At 71.3% G+C, this 16,758-nt stretch carries 12 protein-coding genes, 1 tRNA gene and 1 pseudogene; 9 read left to right on the forward strand and 5 right to left on the reverse strand.

Going from position 1 to position 16,758, the window contains the following annotated elements:
- Positions 1 to 59: 59 nt before the first annotated feature.
- Positions 60 to 815 carry a hypothetical protein gene (locus OG214_RS25945; RefSeq protein ID WP_405986108.1) on the forward strand — a complete coding sequence of 252 codons (756 nt, stop codon included), beginning with the start codon at positions 60 to 62 and terminating at the stop codon, positions 813 to 815.
- Here the strand turns inward: OG214_RS25945 and OG214_RS25950 are convergent.
- The 3 genes from OG214_RS25950 to OG214_RS25960 form a co-directional block, all read right to left on the reverse strand.
- A complete protein-coding gene (locus OG214_RS25950) occupies positions 704 to 3,037 on the reverse strand; it encodes an ATP-binding protein (protein WP_405986109.1) in 2,334 nt (777 codons plus the stop codon). The two genes, OG214_RS25945 and OG214_RS25950, sit on opposite strands and share 112 nt — an antisense overlap.
- 171 nt (positions 3,038 to 3,208) lie before the next feature.
- Complete coding sequence (locus OG214_RS25955) at positions 3,209 to 3,865, reverse strand: response regulator transcription factor (protein ID WP_363079798.1); 657 nt, start codon at positions 3,863 to 3,865, stop codon at positions 3,209 to 3,211.
- 76 nt (positions 3,866 to 3,941) lie between these two features.
- Positions 3,942 to 5,534, reverse strand: a complete 1,593-nt coding sequence (locus OG214_RS25960) for a histidine kinase (RefSeq protein ID WP_405986110.1) — start codon at positions 5,532 to 5,534, stop codon at positions 3,942 to 3,944.
- Between the two features lie 254 nt (positions 5,535 to 5,788).
- On the opposite strand from OG214_RS25960, the gene OG214_RS25965 reads away from it, so the two are divergent.
- From OG214_RS25965 to ligD, 3 genes are all read left to right on the forward strand, one after another.
- Positions 5,789 to 6,496 carry a methyltransferase gene (locus OG214_RS25965; protein WP_363079796.1) on the forward strand — a complete coding sequence of 236 codons (708 nt, stop codon included), beginning with the start codon at positions 5,789 to 5,791 and terminating at the stop codon, positions 6,494 to 6,496.
- Positions 6,497 to 6,792: 296 nt separating this feature from the next.
- Positions 6,793 to 7,830 carry an aldo/keto reductase gene (locus OG214_RS25970; protein ID WP_405986111.1) on the forward strand — a complete coding sequence of 346 codons (1,038 nt, stop codon included), beginning with the start codon at positions 6,793 to 6,795 and terminating at the stop codon, positions 7,828 to 7,830.
- Between the two features lie 178 nt (positions 7,831 to 8,008).
- Positions 8,009 to 8,968 (forward strand): non-homologous end-joining DNA ligase, encoded by a 960-nt coding sequence (ligD, locus tag OG214_RS25975; RefSeq protein WP_405986112.1) that lies wholly within the window; start codon positions 8,009 to 8,011, stop codon positions 8,966 to 8,968.
- 109 nt (positions 8,969 to 9,077) lie between these two features.
- On the opposite strand, the gene OG214_RS25980 is transcribed toward ligD, so the two are convergent.
- Positions 9,078 to 9,854, reverse strand: a complete 777-nt coding sequence (locus tag OG214_RS25980) for an SDR family oxidoreductase (protein WP_405986113.1) — start codon at positions 9,852 to 9,854, stop codon at positions 9,078 to 9,080.
- A gap of 541 nt (positions 9,855 to 10,395) precedes the next feature.
- Here OG214_RS25980 and OG214_RS25985 point away from each other — a divergent pair.
- Positions 10,396 to 10,581 (forward strand): hypothetical protein, encoded by a 186-nt coding sequence (locus OG214_RS25985; protein ID WP_405986114.1) that lies wholly within the window; start codon positions 10,396 to 10,398, stop codon positions 10,579 to 10,581.
- Between the two features lie 367 nt (positions 10,582 to 10,948).
- Complete coding sequence (locus OG214_RS25990; RefSeq protein ID WP_363079791.1) at positions 10,949 to 11,107, forward strand: hypothetical protein; 159 nt, start codon at positions 10,949 to 10,951, stop codon at positions 11,105 to 11,107.
- A gap of 638 nt (positions 11,108 to 11,745) precedes the next feature.
- Here the strand turns inward: OG214_RS25990 and OG214_RS25995 are convergent.
- Positions 11,746 to 11,818 (reverse strand) — tRNA-Arg (locus tag OG214_RS25995).
- A gap of 316 nt (positions 11,819 to 12,134) precedes the next feature.
- On the opposite strand from OG214_RS25995, the gene OG214_RS26000 reads away from it, so the two are divergent.
- From OG214_RS26000 to OG214_RS26010, 3 genes and pseudogenes are all read left to right on the forward strand, one after another.
- Entirely contained in the window at positions 12,135 to 13,727 is a 1,593-nt protein-coding gene (locus OG214_RS26000; RefSeq protein WP_363079830.1) for a dynamin family protein, read from the forward strand.
- Between the two features lie 126 nt (positions 13,728 to 13,853).
- Positions 13,854 to 15,866 (forward strand): YfjP family GTPase, encoded by a 2,013-nt coding sequence (locus tag OG214_RS26005; protein WP_405986115.1) that lies wholly within the window; start codon positions 13,854 to 13,856, stop codon positions 15,864 to 15,866.
- Between the two features lie 115 nt (positions 15,867 to 15,981).
- Positions 15,982 to 16,374, forward strand: a pseudogene (locus OG214_RS26010) (single-stranded DNA-binding protein); the annotation flags it as partial.
- Between the last annotated feature and the right edge of the window lie 384 nt (positions 16,375 to 16,758).

A 16,758-nucleotide genomic window follows, 5' to 3' on the forward strand; every position in this document is an offset into this window, starting at 1 on the left:
GGCCGATGGGGCTGACAGGGTGGCCAGGGCCGATGGGGCTGACGGGGTGGACAGGGGCGATGAGGCTGACGAGGCTGACGGGGCTGACGGTGGTTGTCTCGGAGACCGTGGTCGTCCCGGCGACGGTGTCCGGGACGGTGGTGTCCGGGACGGTGGTGTTCGAGGCCGTGCGTCATATCCGTGTGGCGCTGGTGCACCCCGACACGGGTGCACCGGTCGTGGACGAACATCTGCGCGTCGGGCTTCCGGCGCCCGGACCGTGGCCCCTGCTCGCCGACGTACTGCTGAGTGACGGCGAAGGGGCCCGGGGTGTCACGGAGCCGCGTACGGTGCGGTCCCGCCTGGCGGAGTCGGCCGAATGCCATCCGGGCGCGCTGGTGGTGGGGGTGCGCCTCGGTTCCGTGTGCCGGCTGCGGGTCGGGCCCGGCGGCACCGAACTGACGCTGAGAGCACCACGGGCGGTGTCGGCACCGCCCTGGGGGGTCTGGGCCTCGCTGGCCCACACCTGGCTGGTGGCGGGGCTGCCCTGGGCGGAGCTGGCGTCGGCGACCGTACGACTCCTGCCGCCACGCTCCTGTCAGTCACCCGGAGATTCGTCCGTCCGTTCGTCCGACCGTTTATCCGACTGCTCGTCCGACTGCTTGTCCGACCGCGCCTCCGATTGCTCGTCTGATCGCACCTCCGACCGCACCTCCGGGTGTGCCTACGGTTGCTCCTCCGACCGTGCCCCGGGCGGCGGCTGTTCCTCCAGCCGCCCGAGCGCCGCCCGTACCGTCTGCGCACTGCCCGATTCCGACCGTCCCGCCGCGGAGTAGAGATCCAGCGATTCCCGGTAGCGGTCTTTCGCGAGGTCCGGCTGCCCGCGTCGTTCGGCGAGCCCACCGAGGCTCTCCAGCGCGCGGGCGGTCTCGTAGTCGGCTCCCACGGCGCGCAGCGCGCCCAGCGCCGTGGTGAGCCGGTCCTCCGCGCGGTCGAGCCGGTCCAGGCCCAGATACGCGCGGCCGAGCAGGGTGGCCGCGCGTGCCGCGTTGTACGGATCGCCCTCGTCCCGCAGCGTGCTGTACGCGGCGTCGGCGTCGGTGGCCGCCTCCTCGTGGAGCCCTCGCGCGAGGGCGACATCGGCGAGGTTCAGCCGGGCCAGACCACCGGCCCGTGGGTCACCGCACCTGGGTAACTCCCGGGCGGCGAGCCCGAAGAACTCGGCGGCCCGGTCCAGGCGCCCGAGTCGCTGGTGCGCGAGCCCCCGGTAATTGAGCGTACGGGCGTGGCCCAGCGCGTCCCCGTCGGCGCGGAACACCTCCGCCGCCTGCTCGAACATCTCCAAGGCCCGTTCATGGCCGCCCATCCCCAACTCGCCCACCCCGCCGGAGGTGAGCATCCGGCACTCCGCCGCCCGGTTCTCCAACTGCCGTGCCGCGAGCAGCCCTTCCTCGTGGGCGGCGCGCCACTGCTCGTAGAACTTGCGGCGCAGGAAGAGCGGCCACAGCGCGTCGGTGAGCTGCCAGCCGACCGAGGGGAAACCGGCCGGGCGCGCGAGTCGGATCACCGCCATCAGATTGGGCAGTTCGCGCTCCAGCCAGTCCAGCGCGGATTCGGGGTCGTCGCCGAAGTCCGCGACGACGACCGGCTCGTTGTCGTAGTCGCGGTCCATCGTGAGGTGCTGGGGGTCGATGATCCCCTCCGCGCGTGTGGCGCTCGCGAGGTAGTGATCCGCGATACGCCGCAGGGCGGCCTCGCGCTCCGACGAGGGCTCGTCCTCGCGTGCTTTCGCGGCGGCGTGCAGCCGTACGAGCGCGTGGAAGCGGTAACGATCCTCCTCGACGCGGATCCCGCCCCTGGTGCTGGCGTCGGCGCCGGTGGCGGTGCTGGTGCTGGTGGCGGCGCGGCCTCCGGCAGGGGATTCGCCTCCGGCAGGGGATTCGCCCCCGCCGCTCGTGTCCACGAGCAGATTCGCGTCGTGCAGTACGTCGAGCAGTTCTGTCGCGTCCCCGGCCAGTACCGCGTTCGCCGCGGCGCCGCCGAACTCGGGTCCCGGGTGCAGTCCCAGCAGCCGGTAGAGCCGGGCCGCCGCGGGCGGCAGCCCCTGGTACGACAGGTCCAGCGCCGCCCGCACATTGTGGTCGCCCTCGATGGCCAGCGCTTCCAGCCGGTCGTGCTCCTCGGTCAGCGCGCGCACCATCGTGGCGATTCCGCGCCGTGGACGCGCCGCGAGCCGGGCCCCGGCGACACGGACCGCGAGCGGCAGTCCGGCACACAGCTCGACCAGGGCACGCGCCTCGTCGGGCTGCGCCGCCACCCGGCCGTCCGCGAGGGTGACCTCCAGCAGCTCGACCGCCGCTTCCGGGGCGAGAGGGCCCAGATGGACGGGGTAGCAGCCGTCGACGGTCAGTCCCGGCATCCGCCAGCGACTGGTCACGGCCGTCACATTCTGGCCGCCCAGCAGCAGCGGTCTGACCTGCGCCGCGGTGGCGGCGTCGTCGAGCAGGACGACAAGCCGTCTGCCCGCCGTCAACGACCGGTACAGCGCGGCCTGTTCGGGGAACGCCACGGGCACCTGCTGGGTCGGTACGCCCAGCGCGCGCAGAAATCCGCTGACCACCTCGGCCGGTGTCGCGGGGCCGGCCGGCGACTGGGCGCCCAGATCCGCGTAGAGCTGGCCGCCGGGGAAGTGCGAGCGCAGTGTGTGCAGCCAGGCGAGCGCGACCGCCGTCTTGCCGACCCCGCCCAGACCGCTGATCGCCGCGAGTGTGGGATGGCCCTCCTGCGCGGCGCGGGCGCGGTGGCGCTCCAGCGCGTCCAGTTCGGCCGTGCGGTCGGTGATGGCCACCGACGGCGGGAGCTGCCACGGCACATGTGGTGTGCCCGCCCCGGCCATGGACCCGGCCCCTGCCCCGGCCCCTGCCCCGGCTCCGGCCGCGGCTTCGGTACGGATGTGGATCCCGCCGTACACCGTGCCGGCCTGGATGGCGGAGCCGTACACCGTGCCGCTCAGCTCGTTGTGGTCGCGTCTCTCCTGCCCCTCTTCAGGCCCCCGCACCTGTCCCCCTCCGCACCTGTGACTACCTGTCCGACTGTCTGTCCCTGCCAATCATCCTGTCCGTACGGCCCTTCGGAATCACAACCGATCGGGAACGTGCGCTTTTGTTGGCGCTTTTGACTGCGTCGTGTCGTTGACGCGTCGACGTGCCCTCGCCGCTGGCCGGGTCCGTCAGCCGTGGTCGCCGAGCCCCGCGTCGCGGGCCAGCAGCGCCGCCTGGACGCGGTTGCCCGTGCCGAGCGCGGTCAGGATTCGGCTGACATGCGCCTTTACGGTGCTCTCACGCATCCCGAGCGCTGTCGCGATCTCCGCGTTGGAGTCACCGAGGGCCAGCCGGGCCAGTACGTCGGCCTCACGGGGCGTGAGCCGGGAGATCCTGCCGCGCGCCTCCATCGCGGCCGGGCGCGCGGCGTGGTGGTAGCGGTCGATCAGACGGCGGGCGGCGGCCGGGTGCAGCATGCCCTGGCCGGCCGCCACCACATGGACCGCCCGGATGATCTCGCGCGGATCCGTGTCCTTGAGCAGGAAGCCGTCCGCGCCGGCGGTGAGCGCGTCGTACACGTACTCGTCCAGATCGAAGGTGGTGAGGGTGATCACCCGGGGCGGAGCCGGGAGCGCGCGGAGGTGGCGGGTCGCGGTGATGCCGTCCATGCGTGGCATCCGTACGTCCACGAGGGCGACATCGACCCGGTGCCGGCCCGCCTCTTCGATGGCGGCCAGTCCGTCCGCCGCCTCGGCGACGACGGTGAGTTCCGGGTCGGTGGCCAGCAGATCGACCAGGCCGAGCCGCACCAGGGCGTCGTCGTCGGCCACCAGTACGTTGATCACGAATCGGCCACCAGGGTGTCGGCCGCGAGCGGGACACCGACCGCGAGCAGAATGTCGGCCGCGAGCGGCGCGTTGGTCATGAGCGGGGTACCAGTCGGGAGCAGGACGTCGGCCACGGGAGGGCGGCCCGGGAGAGGGCGGTCCGCGAGAGGGCGGTCCGGGAGGGATCGGCCGAGGGGACCGGCAGCCGTGCGGAGAGCCGCCAGCCGCCGCCGGTGGCACCGGCGTGCAGATGACCACCGAGCGCCGAGACCCGCTCGGCCAGACCGATCAGGCCGTAGCCACTGGTCGAACCGGGCGCGCTGTTGACGGTGCCCACGGTGTCGTCCTCCGCTTTTACGGCCGGTCCGTTGACCACTTCGACCGTTGTCGCCGGCCACCCATAGTGCACACGTACTCCGACCGTTGTTGCGTGCGCGTGTTTACGGGCGTTGGTCAGTGCCTCCCGTACGAGCCGGTGCACCGCCAGCCGGTGACTGGTGGAGGTCTTCCCGGCGTCACCGGAGATCTCCGACTCGATCCGCTGACCCGCGGCGCGTGCCTCGGCGAGCAGTTCGGCGAGATCCTGGAGCGCGGGGGCGGGTATGGCGGCCGTACGCCCTGTCGGCCGGGGCGTTTTCCTGGACGCGCCCCGAAGTGTGTCTCCGGAGGTGACTCCAGGCGCGAATCCAGGCGCGAACTCCGGCGCGACCCCAGGCCGGCCCTGGAGCGTGCCCCCAGACGTACCGTCAGCCGTGACCCCGTCGGAAGCCGCGTTTGTGGACGCTTCCCTGGCCGCGTTCCTGGCCGTGTCCATGACCCCGGGTGTCCGCCCGGTGGTCTCCCTGGTCTCCCCGATCTTCCCGGGCATCCGCGTCTCGCTGGTCTCTCCCAGCTCACCGGTCTTCACGGCACTGCTTACCCCTGCACCGCCCTCCCCGGCACCGCTCTCCCCGGGTTCGTCCGAGCGCAGCGCCCCCAGCACCTCGCGCAGATCGGCCAGCGCCTGTCCCGCCGTCCCTCGCAGCAGGGCGATCCGTGCCACGACGGCCGGTGGCAGCGTCTCCGCCTGTACCTGGAGCACCCCGGTGTGAAGCATCAGCAGGCTCAGCCGGTGGGCGAGTACGTCGTGCATCTCACGGGCGATCCGGGCCCGCTCCGCGGATCGCGCCTGTTCCGCGCGGAGTTCGCGCTCCACCCGCAACTGTTCGACCTGGTCCTTCAGCGCCTCCATCAGCCTGCGCCGGCTGCCCGCCCACATTCCGAGGGCCAGCGCCAGGCCCGCCAGTACGGGATTGCCGAAGCCGGTCCAGGTGCCGACGCGCCCTTCGAGGAGCGACTGCTCCCGGACCAGCGCGAGGGCGAGCCACGGCAGCCCGGCGGCGACGGCGATTCCCAGACACACCCACACCTCGCGCAACCGGTTGCGCGAGGCGAAGTGGTACAGCGTCACCAGGAGGGGCAGCACACAGCCCAGGGCGACCGACACCAGCGCGAGGGCCGCCACGGTGCGGGGAAGCCGATAGCGGCCGAGCGCGTAGAACGAGGCGATCACGCCCACCCAGGGCGCGGGGTCGGCCAGTGTGCCACCGGCCGACCGGAAGCCTTCCAGCAGGGACATCAGGGCGAGCGCCACCGCGGAAGGTGCCTCCACCCACATCGGAACACTGCGTCCGGGCTCGGATCTCACCTTGTCATCCTAGGGACGCGCGAAAGTGCCGTACCCCGACGAATGGGTACCGTCACCCCCGACTTTCGTCGTACACCGCCGTCGCACAACAGCCGATTTCCCGCTGTCCGGAGCTCCCTAGCGTTCTTGGCATGGCTCCTTCTCCGCCCCGCACCACAGGGCCCCGTGTTCCAGAACCCCGCACGCCGGAAGGCCGCACGCCGGGGCCTCGCACCCCGGCGGTCCCCGCGCGCCGCGCGCGTACGCCCGCTTTCGTGCGGAGCCCGGCCCGCCGGTTCGCCGACCGGCGGGTGTTCTTCGCCGAGACGTTCCGGACCTTCCGTACCACCGGGGCCGTGACCCCGAGCGGCCGGCGTCTCGCCGAGGCACTCGCCGCGCCGCTGGCGCACCCCGCCGGGCGGCCACGCGCCGTGCTCGAAGTCGGGGCGGGGACCGGCGCGGTCTCGCGGGTGCTGGCCGATCTGCTGGGCCCCGACGACACGCTGGATCTGGTCGAGTCCAACCCCCGTTTCGCGCGGGTGCTGGAGGCGGATCTGCGTACGGACCCCCGGCTGGCGGTCCACGGGGAGCGCATCGGTCTGATCGCCAAGCCGGTGGCGGAGCTCGATCCCGAGGCGCGGTACGACGTGATCGTCTCCGGGCTGCCGTTCGCCAATTTCCGCCCGGAGGAGGTCGCCGACCTGCTGACCCAGTACCTCTCGGCACTCAGACCCGGCGGGCATCTGACGTATTTCGGCTACCGCGGCACCGCGCGGCTGCGCGCGCTGACGGGGTCCTCGCGAAGCCTGGCGCGGCACGGCGGGGTGGCGCATGTACTCGACTCGTTCCAGCGGACCCACGCCACCGGTTACCGCACGGTGTGGGCCAATGTCCCGCCCGCGCACGTCTGGAAGCTGTCCGTTCCATCCGGTGCGTCGGGTCCGTCCGGTGCGTTGACTCCCCCGGGTCCGTCGAAGAAATGACCCGCCGAGGCCGGCCGTACGGGCAAGGGGCGGCGCGTATGTGATGCCGGGGCCAGGTGGACGGCGGGGTATTGCCTACCGGAGACCTCTCCGGTAGCGTCGGCGGCGTTCGGAGAGGTCTCCGTTTCGGCGAACACGGAACCCGGAACGCGGAGCGGGCGCGGGCCGGGGCCGGGCTGCCCGGCTGGCTGAGCTGAGCTGAGCTGGCTGAGCTGGCTGGGCTCACGAAGGATGCCTGCTCGCCACGGACCTCCCGCGTCCTCGACGCGCCTCGACCACCGCACCAGGAGAGCACCATGCGCTACATCAAACTCGGCTCCACCGGACTCGACGTATCACCCATCGCCCTCGGGTGCATGACCTACGGCGAGCCCGAGCGGGGCCACCCCACCTGGTCGCTGACCGAGGAGCGGAGCCGTCCGCTCATCAAGCAGGCGATCGAGGCGGGCATCAACTTCTTCGACACCGCGAACATGTATTCGCAGGGTTCCAGCGAGGAGATCGTCGGCCGCGCCCTGAAGGACTTCGCGGACCGTGACGCGGTCGTCATCGCCACCAAGGTCCGGCACCCGATGCGACCGGGGCCCAACGGCGCCGGTCTGTCGCGCAAGGCGATCTTCGCCGAGATCGACCACAGTCTCCGCCGGCTCGGCACCGACTACGTCGACCTCTACCAGATCCACCGTCTGGACAACGCGACCCCGATCGAGGAGACGCTGGAGGCCCTGCACGATGTGGTGAAGGCCGGCAAGGCCCGTTACATCGGGGCCTCCTCGATGCACGCGTGGGAATTCAGCAAGCTGCTGCACCTCCAGCGGCAGCACGGCTGGGCGCGGTTCGTGTCGATGCAGGACCACTACAACCTCCTCGCCCGTGAGGAGGAGCGGGAGATGCTGCCGCTCTGCGCGGACGAGGGGGTCGGCACGATCGTGTGGAGCCCGCTCGCCCGTGGACGTCTGGCCCGCGCGAGCGAAGCCGCGACGGGCAGGTCGGCGAGCGATCCGTTCGCCGACATGCTCTACAGCCAGGAGTCGAGCGACCGCGCCATCATCGACGCGGTCGCGGCTGTCGCCAAGGACCGGGGGGTCGGCCGGGCGCAGATCGCGCTGGCGTGGCTGCGCCACAACCCCGTCGTCGTCGCCCCGCTCGTGGGCGCCAGCAAGCCGTCCCACCTGGAGGACGCCGTGGCCTCGCTGGAGATCGAGCTGACCGAGGACGAGGTGGCCGCGCTGGAGGCCCCGTACACACCGCGCACCGATTTCCAGGGCATCTCCGACGACGCCGAGCTGGCACGTATATCGGCCAGGCTCGGCATCAGGCCCGCGGCCTCCTGACCTGCTCCGTTACGGACCTTTCGATACGGGGGCGTCGGCTACGGGGCCTTCGACACGAGGACGGTCGGCTACGAGTGCGCCCGCACGAGGGGCCCCGGCTGCGAGGGCCCGGCCGAGAGGGCGTCCCGTGTGGGCGTCTCCGATGCGGGCGTCCGCGAACGGCGTGACCATCGAAGGTATGGAGCCGCTCGAACCGCTTCCCGTCATCAGACCGATGCTGGCCACGCCCGGCCCGCTGCCCGGTGTCGGGGAGGAAGCGGAGTGGGCGTTCGAGACCAAGTGGGACGGCGCACGGTGCGTTGTCGCGGTGGCACACGACGGGTCACCGCGGCTGAGTACCCGGGCGGGGGACGACGTGACCGCGCGGTACCCGGAACTCGCCGAGCTCGGCCGACTGCTCGGCGGGCGGCCGGCCGTACTCGACGGCGAGGTCGTGGCCCTGTCCGACGGCCGTCCCGATTTCGGCCTTCTGCAACGGCGGATGGGCGTGGTCAACCCGCGCCGGGCGGCTCAACTGGCCGTGAAGTACCCCGTCCATCTGGTGCTGTTCGATGTCATGCACCTCGACGGCCGGCCGCTGCTGGCGCTCCCGTACCGGGACCGCAGGTCCGTCCTGTCCGGACTGGGACTCGCGGGCCCTCACTCCTCGGTGCCCGGCTATGCGGTGGGCCAAGGACAGCGGGCCTGGGACATCACCCTGCGAGCGGGGTTCGAGGGCCTGGTCGCGAAGCGGCTGTTGTCCCCTTACACCCCGGGCATACGCTCCGACCAGTGGCGCAAGATCAAGCACACGCCCGCGCAGGACGTCCTCATCGGCGGCTGGACGGAGGGCCGAGGCGGGATCACCGGTCTTCCCGGCGCCGTCCTGGCCGGTGTGGAGGCGCCGGAGGGGCTCCGTTACGTCGGGTCCGTCGGCTCGGGCTTCTCCGCGCTCGAACGGCACGATCTCGCCCGGCTCCTGGCGGTCATCCCGCGTGAAACGTCACCCTTCATGAACCCGGTGGAGCTTCCCGCGCACTGGGTCGAGCCCCGGCTGGTCGCCGAGATCACCATGGCCGGCTGGACAGCGGGAGGCCGTCTCCGCAGCCCGGTCTGGCACCGGCTGAGGAGCGATCTGACGCGTGACGGACTGGGCTGACGGGCAGGGCACCCGCGCTCCGCGTACGGTGCCGTACCCATGCCACCTGTGCCGCGCCCGGCCGCGAGACCAGGGCCCCCTGGCGTTCACCGTGCATACTTTTTTCGCGTCAGCTCGGCTGCCCGGTCGGCATGATCGTGACCTGCTGGAGGTTGACCCGAGGCGGCAGTGTGGCGATGAAGCCGATGGTCTCCGCGATGTCCTCCGGGGTGAGCCACTCCATCGTCTCCTTGGAACCGGCCAGCCAGTCCTGTGCGCCCTGGTCGGTGACATGGTCCTGCAACTCGGTGCCGACTATGCCCGGCTCGATCGCGGCCACCCGGACGTTCTTCGGGCCCAGCTCGACCCGCAGATGCCGGGAGAGGTGCGTGACATAGGCCTTGGTACCGGAGTAGACGGCGAAATTCGGGAAGATGTTCTGCGCCGCGACCGACGAGGTGTTGATCAGATCCGCCACGCCACGCTGACCGGCGGCTTTGACCAGTTGCGGGGTGAACGCGCCGATGACGTTCATCAGCCCGGTGATATTGACGTCGATCTCTTGCCGCCACTGGTCCGTACGCAGTTCCTCGACCGGGGCAGGCAGCATGACCCCCGCGTTGTTGAACAGCAGGTCCGCGCTGCCCAGCTCGGCTTCCACCTGGTCGGCGGCGCTCTGCACCTCCTCGGCTTCGGTCACGTCGGCGGCGAGCGCCAGCGCGGTGCCGCCGTTCTTCTCGATGCGGGCGACCAGATCGTCCAGCCGCTCCGCGCGCCGCGCCAGCACCGCGATCTTCGCGCCCAGCGCCGCCAGATGCTCGGCCGAGGCTTCGCCGATGCCGCTGGAAGCGCCGGAGATGACCGCCACGCGGCCGTGCAGGGGCTTGGCGGGGTTTTGAGTGGACATGGTGAGCACACCTTCCGAGACGGTGTCGATCCGTGCGATGGAGATCTGTGTGGTGGGGGGAGGGGGAGAGGCCGCTGCCCACCGGACCAGTTGCCCACCGGATCATCGGCCCCGCCCGACTTCCAGCCCCTTCCAGCACACCACCGCTGGGCGCCGCGCGCAGCGCCGGAGGTCACCGGCAGCTCGGCCTCGGGCAGGGCCGGCGCACCGTGGGGGCACGACCTCAGGCCCTGCGCCCCCTCTTGCGGCCGGCCGCTGCGAGAAGTCTGTTGATCATGGAGCCGCCATCCGCGTCTCCTGAGCGATGTTTAAGGATCTTTTCGAGTTTCCGCAGATCAGTGGCAGAAATGACGAAAAAGGATTCCGGTTGTGGCCGCGTATGCGCCCCGTCCGTGCCTCCATGCCCCTTGCGTGCATATGCGCTGAGAGCGCGGGAGCCTCGCAGCCTGGGTAAGAAACAGCAAGTAAAGGGCCCCGCCACATCAAGGTCGGGAAGCCGCGTGCGGCGGGGCCACCCCAGGCATACCTCAAGGAGATATCGATGCCTGTTCCTGAGTTTCATTCCCCGGACTCGACCTGGCCACACAGCACGCGGGAATGGCGCGCGATTGTCGTCGTCATAGTGATCACCGTCGTTGTACTCACCGGCGCCGGTGTCGGCCCGCAGTGGGCGATCGTCGCGGCCGAGATCGCCGCCGTCTGCGCGGGTATTGTCAACAAGAAGTGACGACGGGCGCGCCCTCACCGTCACTTCGGGTGGGGGCGCAGCCCGTGAGCATGCGCGTCGCCTCGCTCGGCCCCACGACGGCAGGCCCCGGATCTTCTCCGTCCTTCGGCCGACGTGATCCCATGGCGACGTCATGTCCCGCCGCGGCCCACCCTGTTGCCGGGGTCCGCGCGACATTCCCGTTGCCAGGCAGTCCTATTCGTATGGCGCCGACGCCAACCGCGCCCCCGCCGCGGCGGATTGGACCGAAGAGCTGGAAGGGCGGGGACCAACGACGTAGTCCCGCGGCCCGGATCGCCGGGATAGGGCGAAGCTAATTTGCTTGCCTGGGCCGGTGCCGCTTCGTGCACTGAATTGCATGGCGGCTGTGTCCGACAAGACGAGAGCCGCGTTCCGCCGAGAAGGGTTCGTGGTGATTCCCGGTGTGCTCGGCGGAGAGCAGATCGCGGCAGGCCGCCGCACGATCGCCGCGCTGCTGGAGCAGCAGTCTTATCCCGACGGTCATACCGGCCCGTATTTCCTGTGACCCGGCTTTCATCCGGCGGGCCATCCGCTGCTCGACTTCCATCGGGAGACGGGAATCGAGGAGCTCGCCAACCAGCGCGAGACGGCGTACTACCGGCTTCACACGAGCCGGCCACCGGGAGCGCCGGCGGGAGGCCGTCACCGCTCCCCTCGTGGAATTCCGCTGAGCGGGAGCGGCACGGAGCCTCCGGGCGTGTGCGCTTCACGTGCGGCCGGCGCCCGCACCCCGGCCACCGTCGGTGCCTACACCCTCAACCGGGACCGGCTCCGCCCGGGGCGTCGCCGAGGTTCTGGATGTCCGGAGCGGAGGTGACGAAAGTCATGACGGCAAAGATGATCCGGGAATCGCCCCTCTTCGGCCTGAATGCCGATATGTCCCGTACGAGTCCTACGGGCCCGTACTCGATCCCGTAGTGGACCGGAAGGGGATCGTGCCGTTACTCGGCTTCGGGAAGTCCTCGGGAAAACAGCCGCCACGGGCCCCCGGGGAAGGGGGCTCGATCCGGACCGCCGGCCCCGCCAGCGGTGTCCACCGGTGCCGTTCCGGTGTTGACGCCGACCCTACGCCGAGCCCGCTAGGATGCGTCTGACCTGCGCAAAGACCCTCCCTTGAAGAGGGTCGCGCACCGCGCGTAGAAGCGCCCCCGGCAGGACTCGAACCTGCGGCCAAGTGCTTAGAAGGCACCTGCTCTATCCACTGAGCTACGGGGGCCGGGTGGTGGCCTCGGTGACCTGGAGCCCGGGGTGGGTGGTTCCGTGACCTTGCCGGGACAAGGATAGGGCTCCGATCACCTTGACCCGGTTGCTTCACGTGCGTGGCACGTTGTGGAGGTTCAGTGAAGCGAACCGATAATCGCAGGCAGGTGCGATTCCCGCATCGCTTTTGGCCTCCCGCGCCCCGGGTGTTGTGCACTCGTTATGCCTGCGCCCCACTCGTCCCGTCTGTCCCCAATGCGTGATCGGCGCGCAGAGATGTCTATACGCTTCAAAAAGGCTCCAAAGTTGGGCATTCTTCGCATGTGGTGACCTTGGATGTACGGCCCGAGCTGATCGACGCACTTTCCGCACTGCGCGACTGTGTCGCTGCCGTGCGTCTTCCACTCCCTCTCCCCGGTGCGCCGCGTGCCCGGCAGACCCGGGCCGAGCTGCTCGCCCAGCTCGACGACTATCTGCTGCCGAGGCTCCGGGACCCCGAAGCACCCCTGCTCGCGGTCGTCGGCGGATCCACCGGCGCCGGAAAGTCCACACTCGTCAACTCCCTTGTGGGACGGCGGGTCAGCGAAGCAGGGGTGTTGCGGCCCACCACACGTACCCCCGTACTCGTCTGTCACCCCGAGGACCACCACTGGTTCGCCGGTATGCGGGTGCTGCCCCATCTCACCCGGGTCTGGCTGCCGCAGCAGGAGGAGGACGGGGGAGCGGGCGCGGAGGCCGCCCTGGGGAAGAACACGCTGCGCGTCGAGACCGCCTCCTCCCTGCCCCGCGGGCTCGCGCTGCTCGACGCCCCCGACATCGACTCGCTGGTGGTGGACAACCGGCTGCTGGCCGCCGAGTTGATCTGCGCCGCCGACGTCTGGGTCATGGTCACCACCGCCTCCCGGTACGCGGACGCCGTGCCCTGGCATCTCCTCCGTACCGCCAAGGAGTACGACGCGTCGCTGGTCACCGTCCTCGATCGGGTGCCGCATCAGATGATCAACGAAGTGGCACGGCAGTACGGGGCGCTGATGAAGCGCGCGGGACTCGGCGACGTACCCCGGTTCACCATCCCCGAACTGCCCGAGTCGGCCGGCGCCGGGCGGGGGCTGCTGCCCACCACCGCCGTCGCGCCGCTGCTCGGCTGGCTCGCGCACCGGGTGCAGGATCCGGCGGCCCGGCAGCAGGCGCTGGAGCGTACGGCGGCCGGGGTGATCAATTCGCTGAACGTACGGATGCCGGAGCTGGCCGGGGCGGTGGCCGCCCAGTACGCCGCCTCCGTACGGCTCACGAGCGCCGTGGAGGAGGCGTACGCGGCCGAGGGCGAGCGGGTGCGCCGGCAGCTCCAGCGCGGCGCCGTGCTGGCCGGAGACGCGCGCACGCGCTGGCGCGGCTACCCCCGGGACAGCTCGGCCCGTGAACTGCTCGACTCGCTGGCGGAGAGCCTGGGCGCGCTCTTGCAGTGCGCCGTCGCCTCCGCCGAGGAGCGGGTCACGGAGGCGTGGGAGCGCGAACCCGCCGCCGGGGTCCTGCCCGTACCGACCGCCGACAGGGAGGGGGCGGAACGGGTCGGGATCGCCGTACGCCGCTGGCGCCGTGTGCTGGAGGAACTGGCCGAGGAGGAGGTACGGCACCTCGACCGCGCCTCCGCTCCCGACCCCGAGACCGTGGCGGCGCTGCTCGCGGCGGCCCTGCTGGGCGGCCGTCGGGCGCGCGCGGCGGGGGAGCGGCTCGCCGAGCGGATCGGGGCGCGGGGGGCGCTGCGGCTGCGCGACCGGGGCGGTGCGCTGGTGACGACGTACATCGACCGTGTGCTGCACGCGGAGCGCGACCGGCGGCTGGCGCCCCTCGACGCCCTAGAGGTGACCCCGGAGCCGCAGGCCGAGCTGATCGCCGCGCTGTCACTGCTCCAGAAGGAGAGATGACCGAAGTGGACTCCAGAAGGAGAGACGACGGAAGTGGCCGAAGTGACCGCTGTTACGGATAAGACGGATAACGCGGATAACGTGAATAGCGCAAATAATGCAAATACTGTGAATGGTGCGGACAATGTGAAGGGGGCGAACGGGGCTGACAAGGCCGACGACGCCGGCGAATCCAGGGGCGAATCCCGGGGTGGCCCCGAGGGCAGAAACGCCGGGGGCGCCGTAAGCACCGAGAGCGCCGGACGCACCGAGAACGCCGGACGCAACGAGGGTGCCGGGAACGCGGGGGCGGCGGACGTGTCCGGCGCCGCCACCGAGGCGAGCGCCGCCAAGGGGCCGTCCGGTGGCTGGGACGATGGATTCATCGCCCGCCGCGCCGCCGAGAAGGGCGACCTCGACGCCGAACTGGAAGGCCTGGAAGGGGTGGGCGACCTCAGTGGCGCCCACGGCGTACAGAGCGCGCACAGCGGCGTCCACGGCGTACAGGGCCTGACCGGCGGCCAGGACGGCGGCGGAGGCGCCCCCGGCGAGGCCGAGGAGCACACGCCCATCGGCGGTGCCTACGGCGGCCCCCTGCGCAGACGTCTGGACGCGCTCGGCGAGCTGGTGGGCCTCTCCAGGGCCCGGCTGGACGGCGCCCTCCTCGCCGAGGCCGGACACGTCCTGGAGGAGGCCTCCGCCCGCCAGCGGCTCTCCGCGTACCACACGGTCGTCGCCATCGCGGGAGCGACGGGCAGCGGCAAGTCCACTCTGTTCAACGCCCTGGCCGGAGTGCCGATCTCGGAGACCGGCCTGCGCAGGCCCACCACCTCCGCCCCCATCGCCTGCATGTGGTCGGACGGCGCGGCCGGACTGCTCGACCGGCTCGCCATCCCCGGACGGCTGCGGCGCAGACCGCTGGCGGGCGGTGACGGCGACGAGGAACTGAGCGGGCTCGTCCTCGTAGACCTCCCCGACCACGACTCGGCCCTTGTGCAACACCGTGAACAGGTGGACCGGGTGCTCGCGCTCGTGGACGCGGTCATCTGGGTCGTCGATCCGGAGAAGTACGCGGACGCGGCCCTGCACGAGCGCTATCTGCGTCCGCTGGCCGGGCACGCCGAGATCACCTTCGTCGTGCTCAACCAGATCGACCGGCTCCCCGGCGAGGCCGCCGACCTGGTGCTCGACGATCTGCGCCGGCTGCTGGACGAGGACGGCATGGCCCTCGGCGAACACGGGGAACCCGGCGCCACCGTGCTCGCGCTCTCCGCCCTCGGCGGGCAGGGGGTGGGGGAGTTGCGGGACATGCTCGGACGGTTCGTACAGGAGCGGAGCGCGCCGGCGCGGCGGCTCTCGGCCGATGTGGACGCGGCGGCACGGCGGCTGCGCCCCGCGTATGTCGCGGACGGGCGACCCGGACTCGGTGAACGCTCGCGCGAGCAGTTCGCGGACCGGCTGGCCTGGGCGGTCGGCGCGGTGGCGGCGGGTGAGGCGGCGGAGCGCGAGTGGCTCAGAAACGCCGGGCGCGCGTGCGGGACGCCCTGGCTGAGACTGTGGCGTTGGTACGAGAGCCGGCGGATGCCCGGGTACGCGCGGCCCAGGCCCCCGGCCGTCGTGGAGGAGGAGCTGACGGCACGGCAGCGGGTCGAACAGGCCGTGCGTACGGTCGCGGAGGAGGCGTCCGCGGGGCTGCCCGCGCCATGGGCGCACTCCGTGCGCGAGGCTGCGGCACGGGGCGCCCGGGGACTCTCGGAGGCGCTGGACGACATGGCGGTGAAGGCCGGGACACCGAGCGGCCGGCCGCCTCGGCCGGCCTGGTGGCCCGCCGCCGTACTGGTACAGGCGACCATGACGCTGCTTCAGATCTTTGGCGCGCTCTGGCTGGTGGGGCAGATCATCGGCGTACTGGAACCGGGGCTGATCCCGCCCGTGCTGGTGATGATGGCCGGGATCATCGGCGGACCGCTCGTGGAGTGGGCCTGCGGCGCGGCGGCACGGGGTCCGGCGCGGCGGTACGGGCAGGACGCCGAGCGGAAACTGCGCGAGGCGGCGGCGGGGTGCGGCCGGGCGCGGGTGCTCGACCCGATCGCGGCGGAGCTGATGCGCTACCAGGAGGTGCGGGACCAGTATGTGGCGGTCTCCCGGGCGGGCCGCTGAGCGGGGGCGGGTGACGGGGTTTTCCACAACTGATCGGTAATCCACCGGCGTCGGCACATTCTTTCCGTCCGGTCCAGCATGGAATCAGTCAATGCAGCCGGACGGGAGGACCGTTATGAACGACACCGTGGTGACGGTGGTGGGGAATGTCGCTACAGGCGTGGAATTCCGGGAGTCGTCCACGGGCGGGGTGGCGCGCTTCCGATTCGCGGTGAGCGCGCGCCGCTGGGACCGGCAGAAGAACGGCTGGGCGGACGGGCCGACGAGCTTCTACACGGTGTGGGCGTGGCGGGCTCTGGGAGCGAATCTCGCGGCATCGGTGTCTGTCGGTGAGCCCCTCGTGGTGCACGGCCGGCTGCGGGTGCGGGAGGACGACCGGGACGGACAGCGCAGAGTCTCCGCGGATATCGACGCGGTGGCGGTCGGACACGATCTGACGCGCGGGACCTCCGCGTTCAGACGTGCGGGGCGGGCGGCTCCTTCCCTGACGGAGCGTCATGACGGGATGGCGCAGAGCCAGGGTGAAGACCGAGGCCAGGGGCGGGTTCGGGACCCGGACCGGATTGCGGACCGGATTCCGGACCGGATTCCGGATCGGGATCCGGACGGGGGCCGGGGACGGGATCAGGGACGGGATCAGGGGCCGCCCATATGGGAACGGCAGGTCCGGGAAGGGCATGAGCGGGAGCGGGACGGGCAGGAGCGGAAGGGACGGGAGCGGCTTCCCGGGCCGGGGGCGGCGGTGCGTGATCCGGCCGCTCCGCCGGGTCCTGAGGCTCTCGTGGTGGCGCCGGTTTCGGAGCGTGATGCCATTGCCGTCGCGATCCCTGTTGCCTGAGAGGCAGTTGTGGAGATTTGTCGATATACCCAGTCGTATTCCGTGGTTGCTTCG

Origin of the sequence: Streptomyces sp. NBC_00872 (assembly GCF_045161915.1) — a bacterium.
In the GTDB taxonomy this organism is placed as follows: domain Bacteria; phylum Actinomycetota; class Actinomycetes; order Streptomycetales; family Streptomycetaceae; genus Streptomyces.

What these genes read in the sequence shown, in the direction of transcription:
- OG214_RS25945 (WP_405986108.1), top strand. Translation starts at nt 60, where the DNA reads ATGAGGCTGACGAGGCTGACGGGGCTGACGGTGGTTGTCTCGGAGACC.
- OG214_RS25985 (WP_405986114.1), top strand. Translation starts at nt 10,396, where the DNA reads ATGCCTGTTCCTGAGTTTCATTCCCCGGACTCGACCTGGCCACACAGC.
- OG214_RS25970 (WP_405986111.1), top strand. Translation starts at nt 6,793, where the DNA reads ATGCGCTACATCAAACTCGGCTCCACCGGACTCGACGTATCACCCATC.
- OG214_RS25980 (WP_405986113.1), bottom strand. Translation starts at nt 9,854, where the DNA reads ATGTCCACTCAAAACCCCGCCAAGCCCCTGCACGGCCGCGTGGCGGTC.
- ligD (WP_405986112.1), top strand. Translation starts at nt 8,009, where the DNA reads ATGGAGCCGCTCGAACCGCTTCCCGTCATCAGACCGATGCTGGCCACG.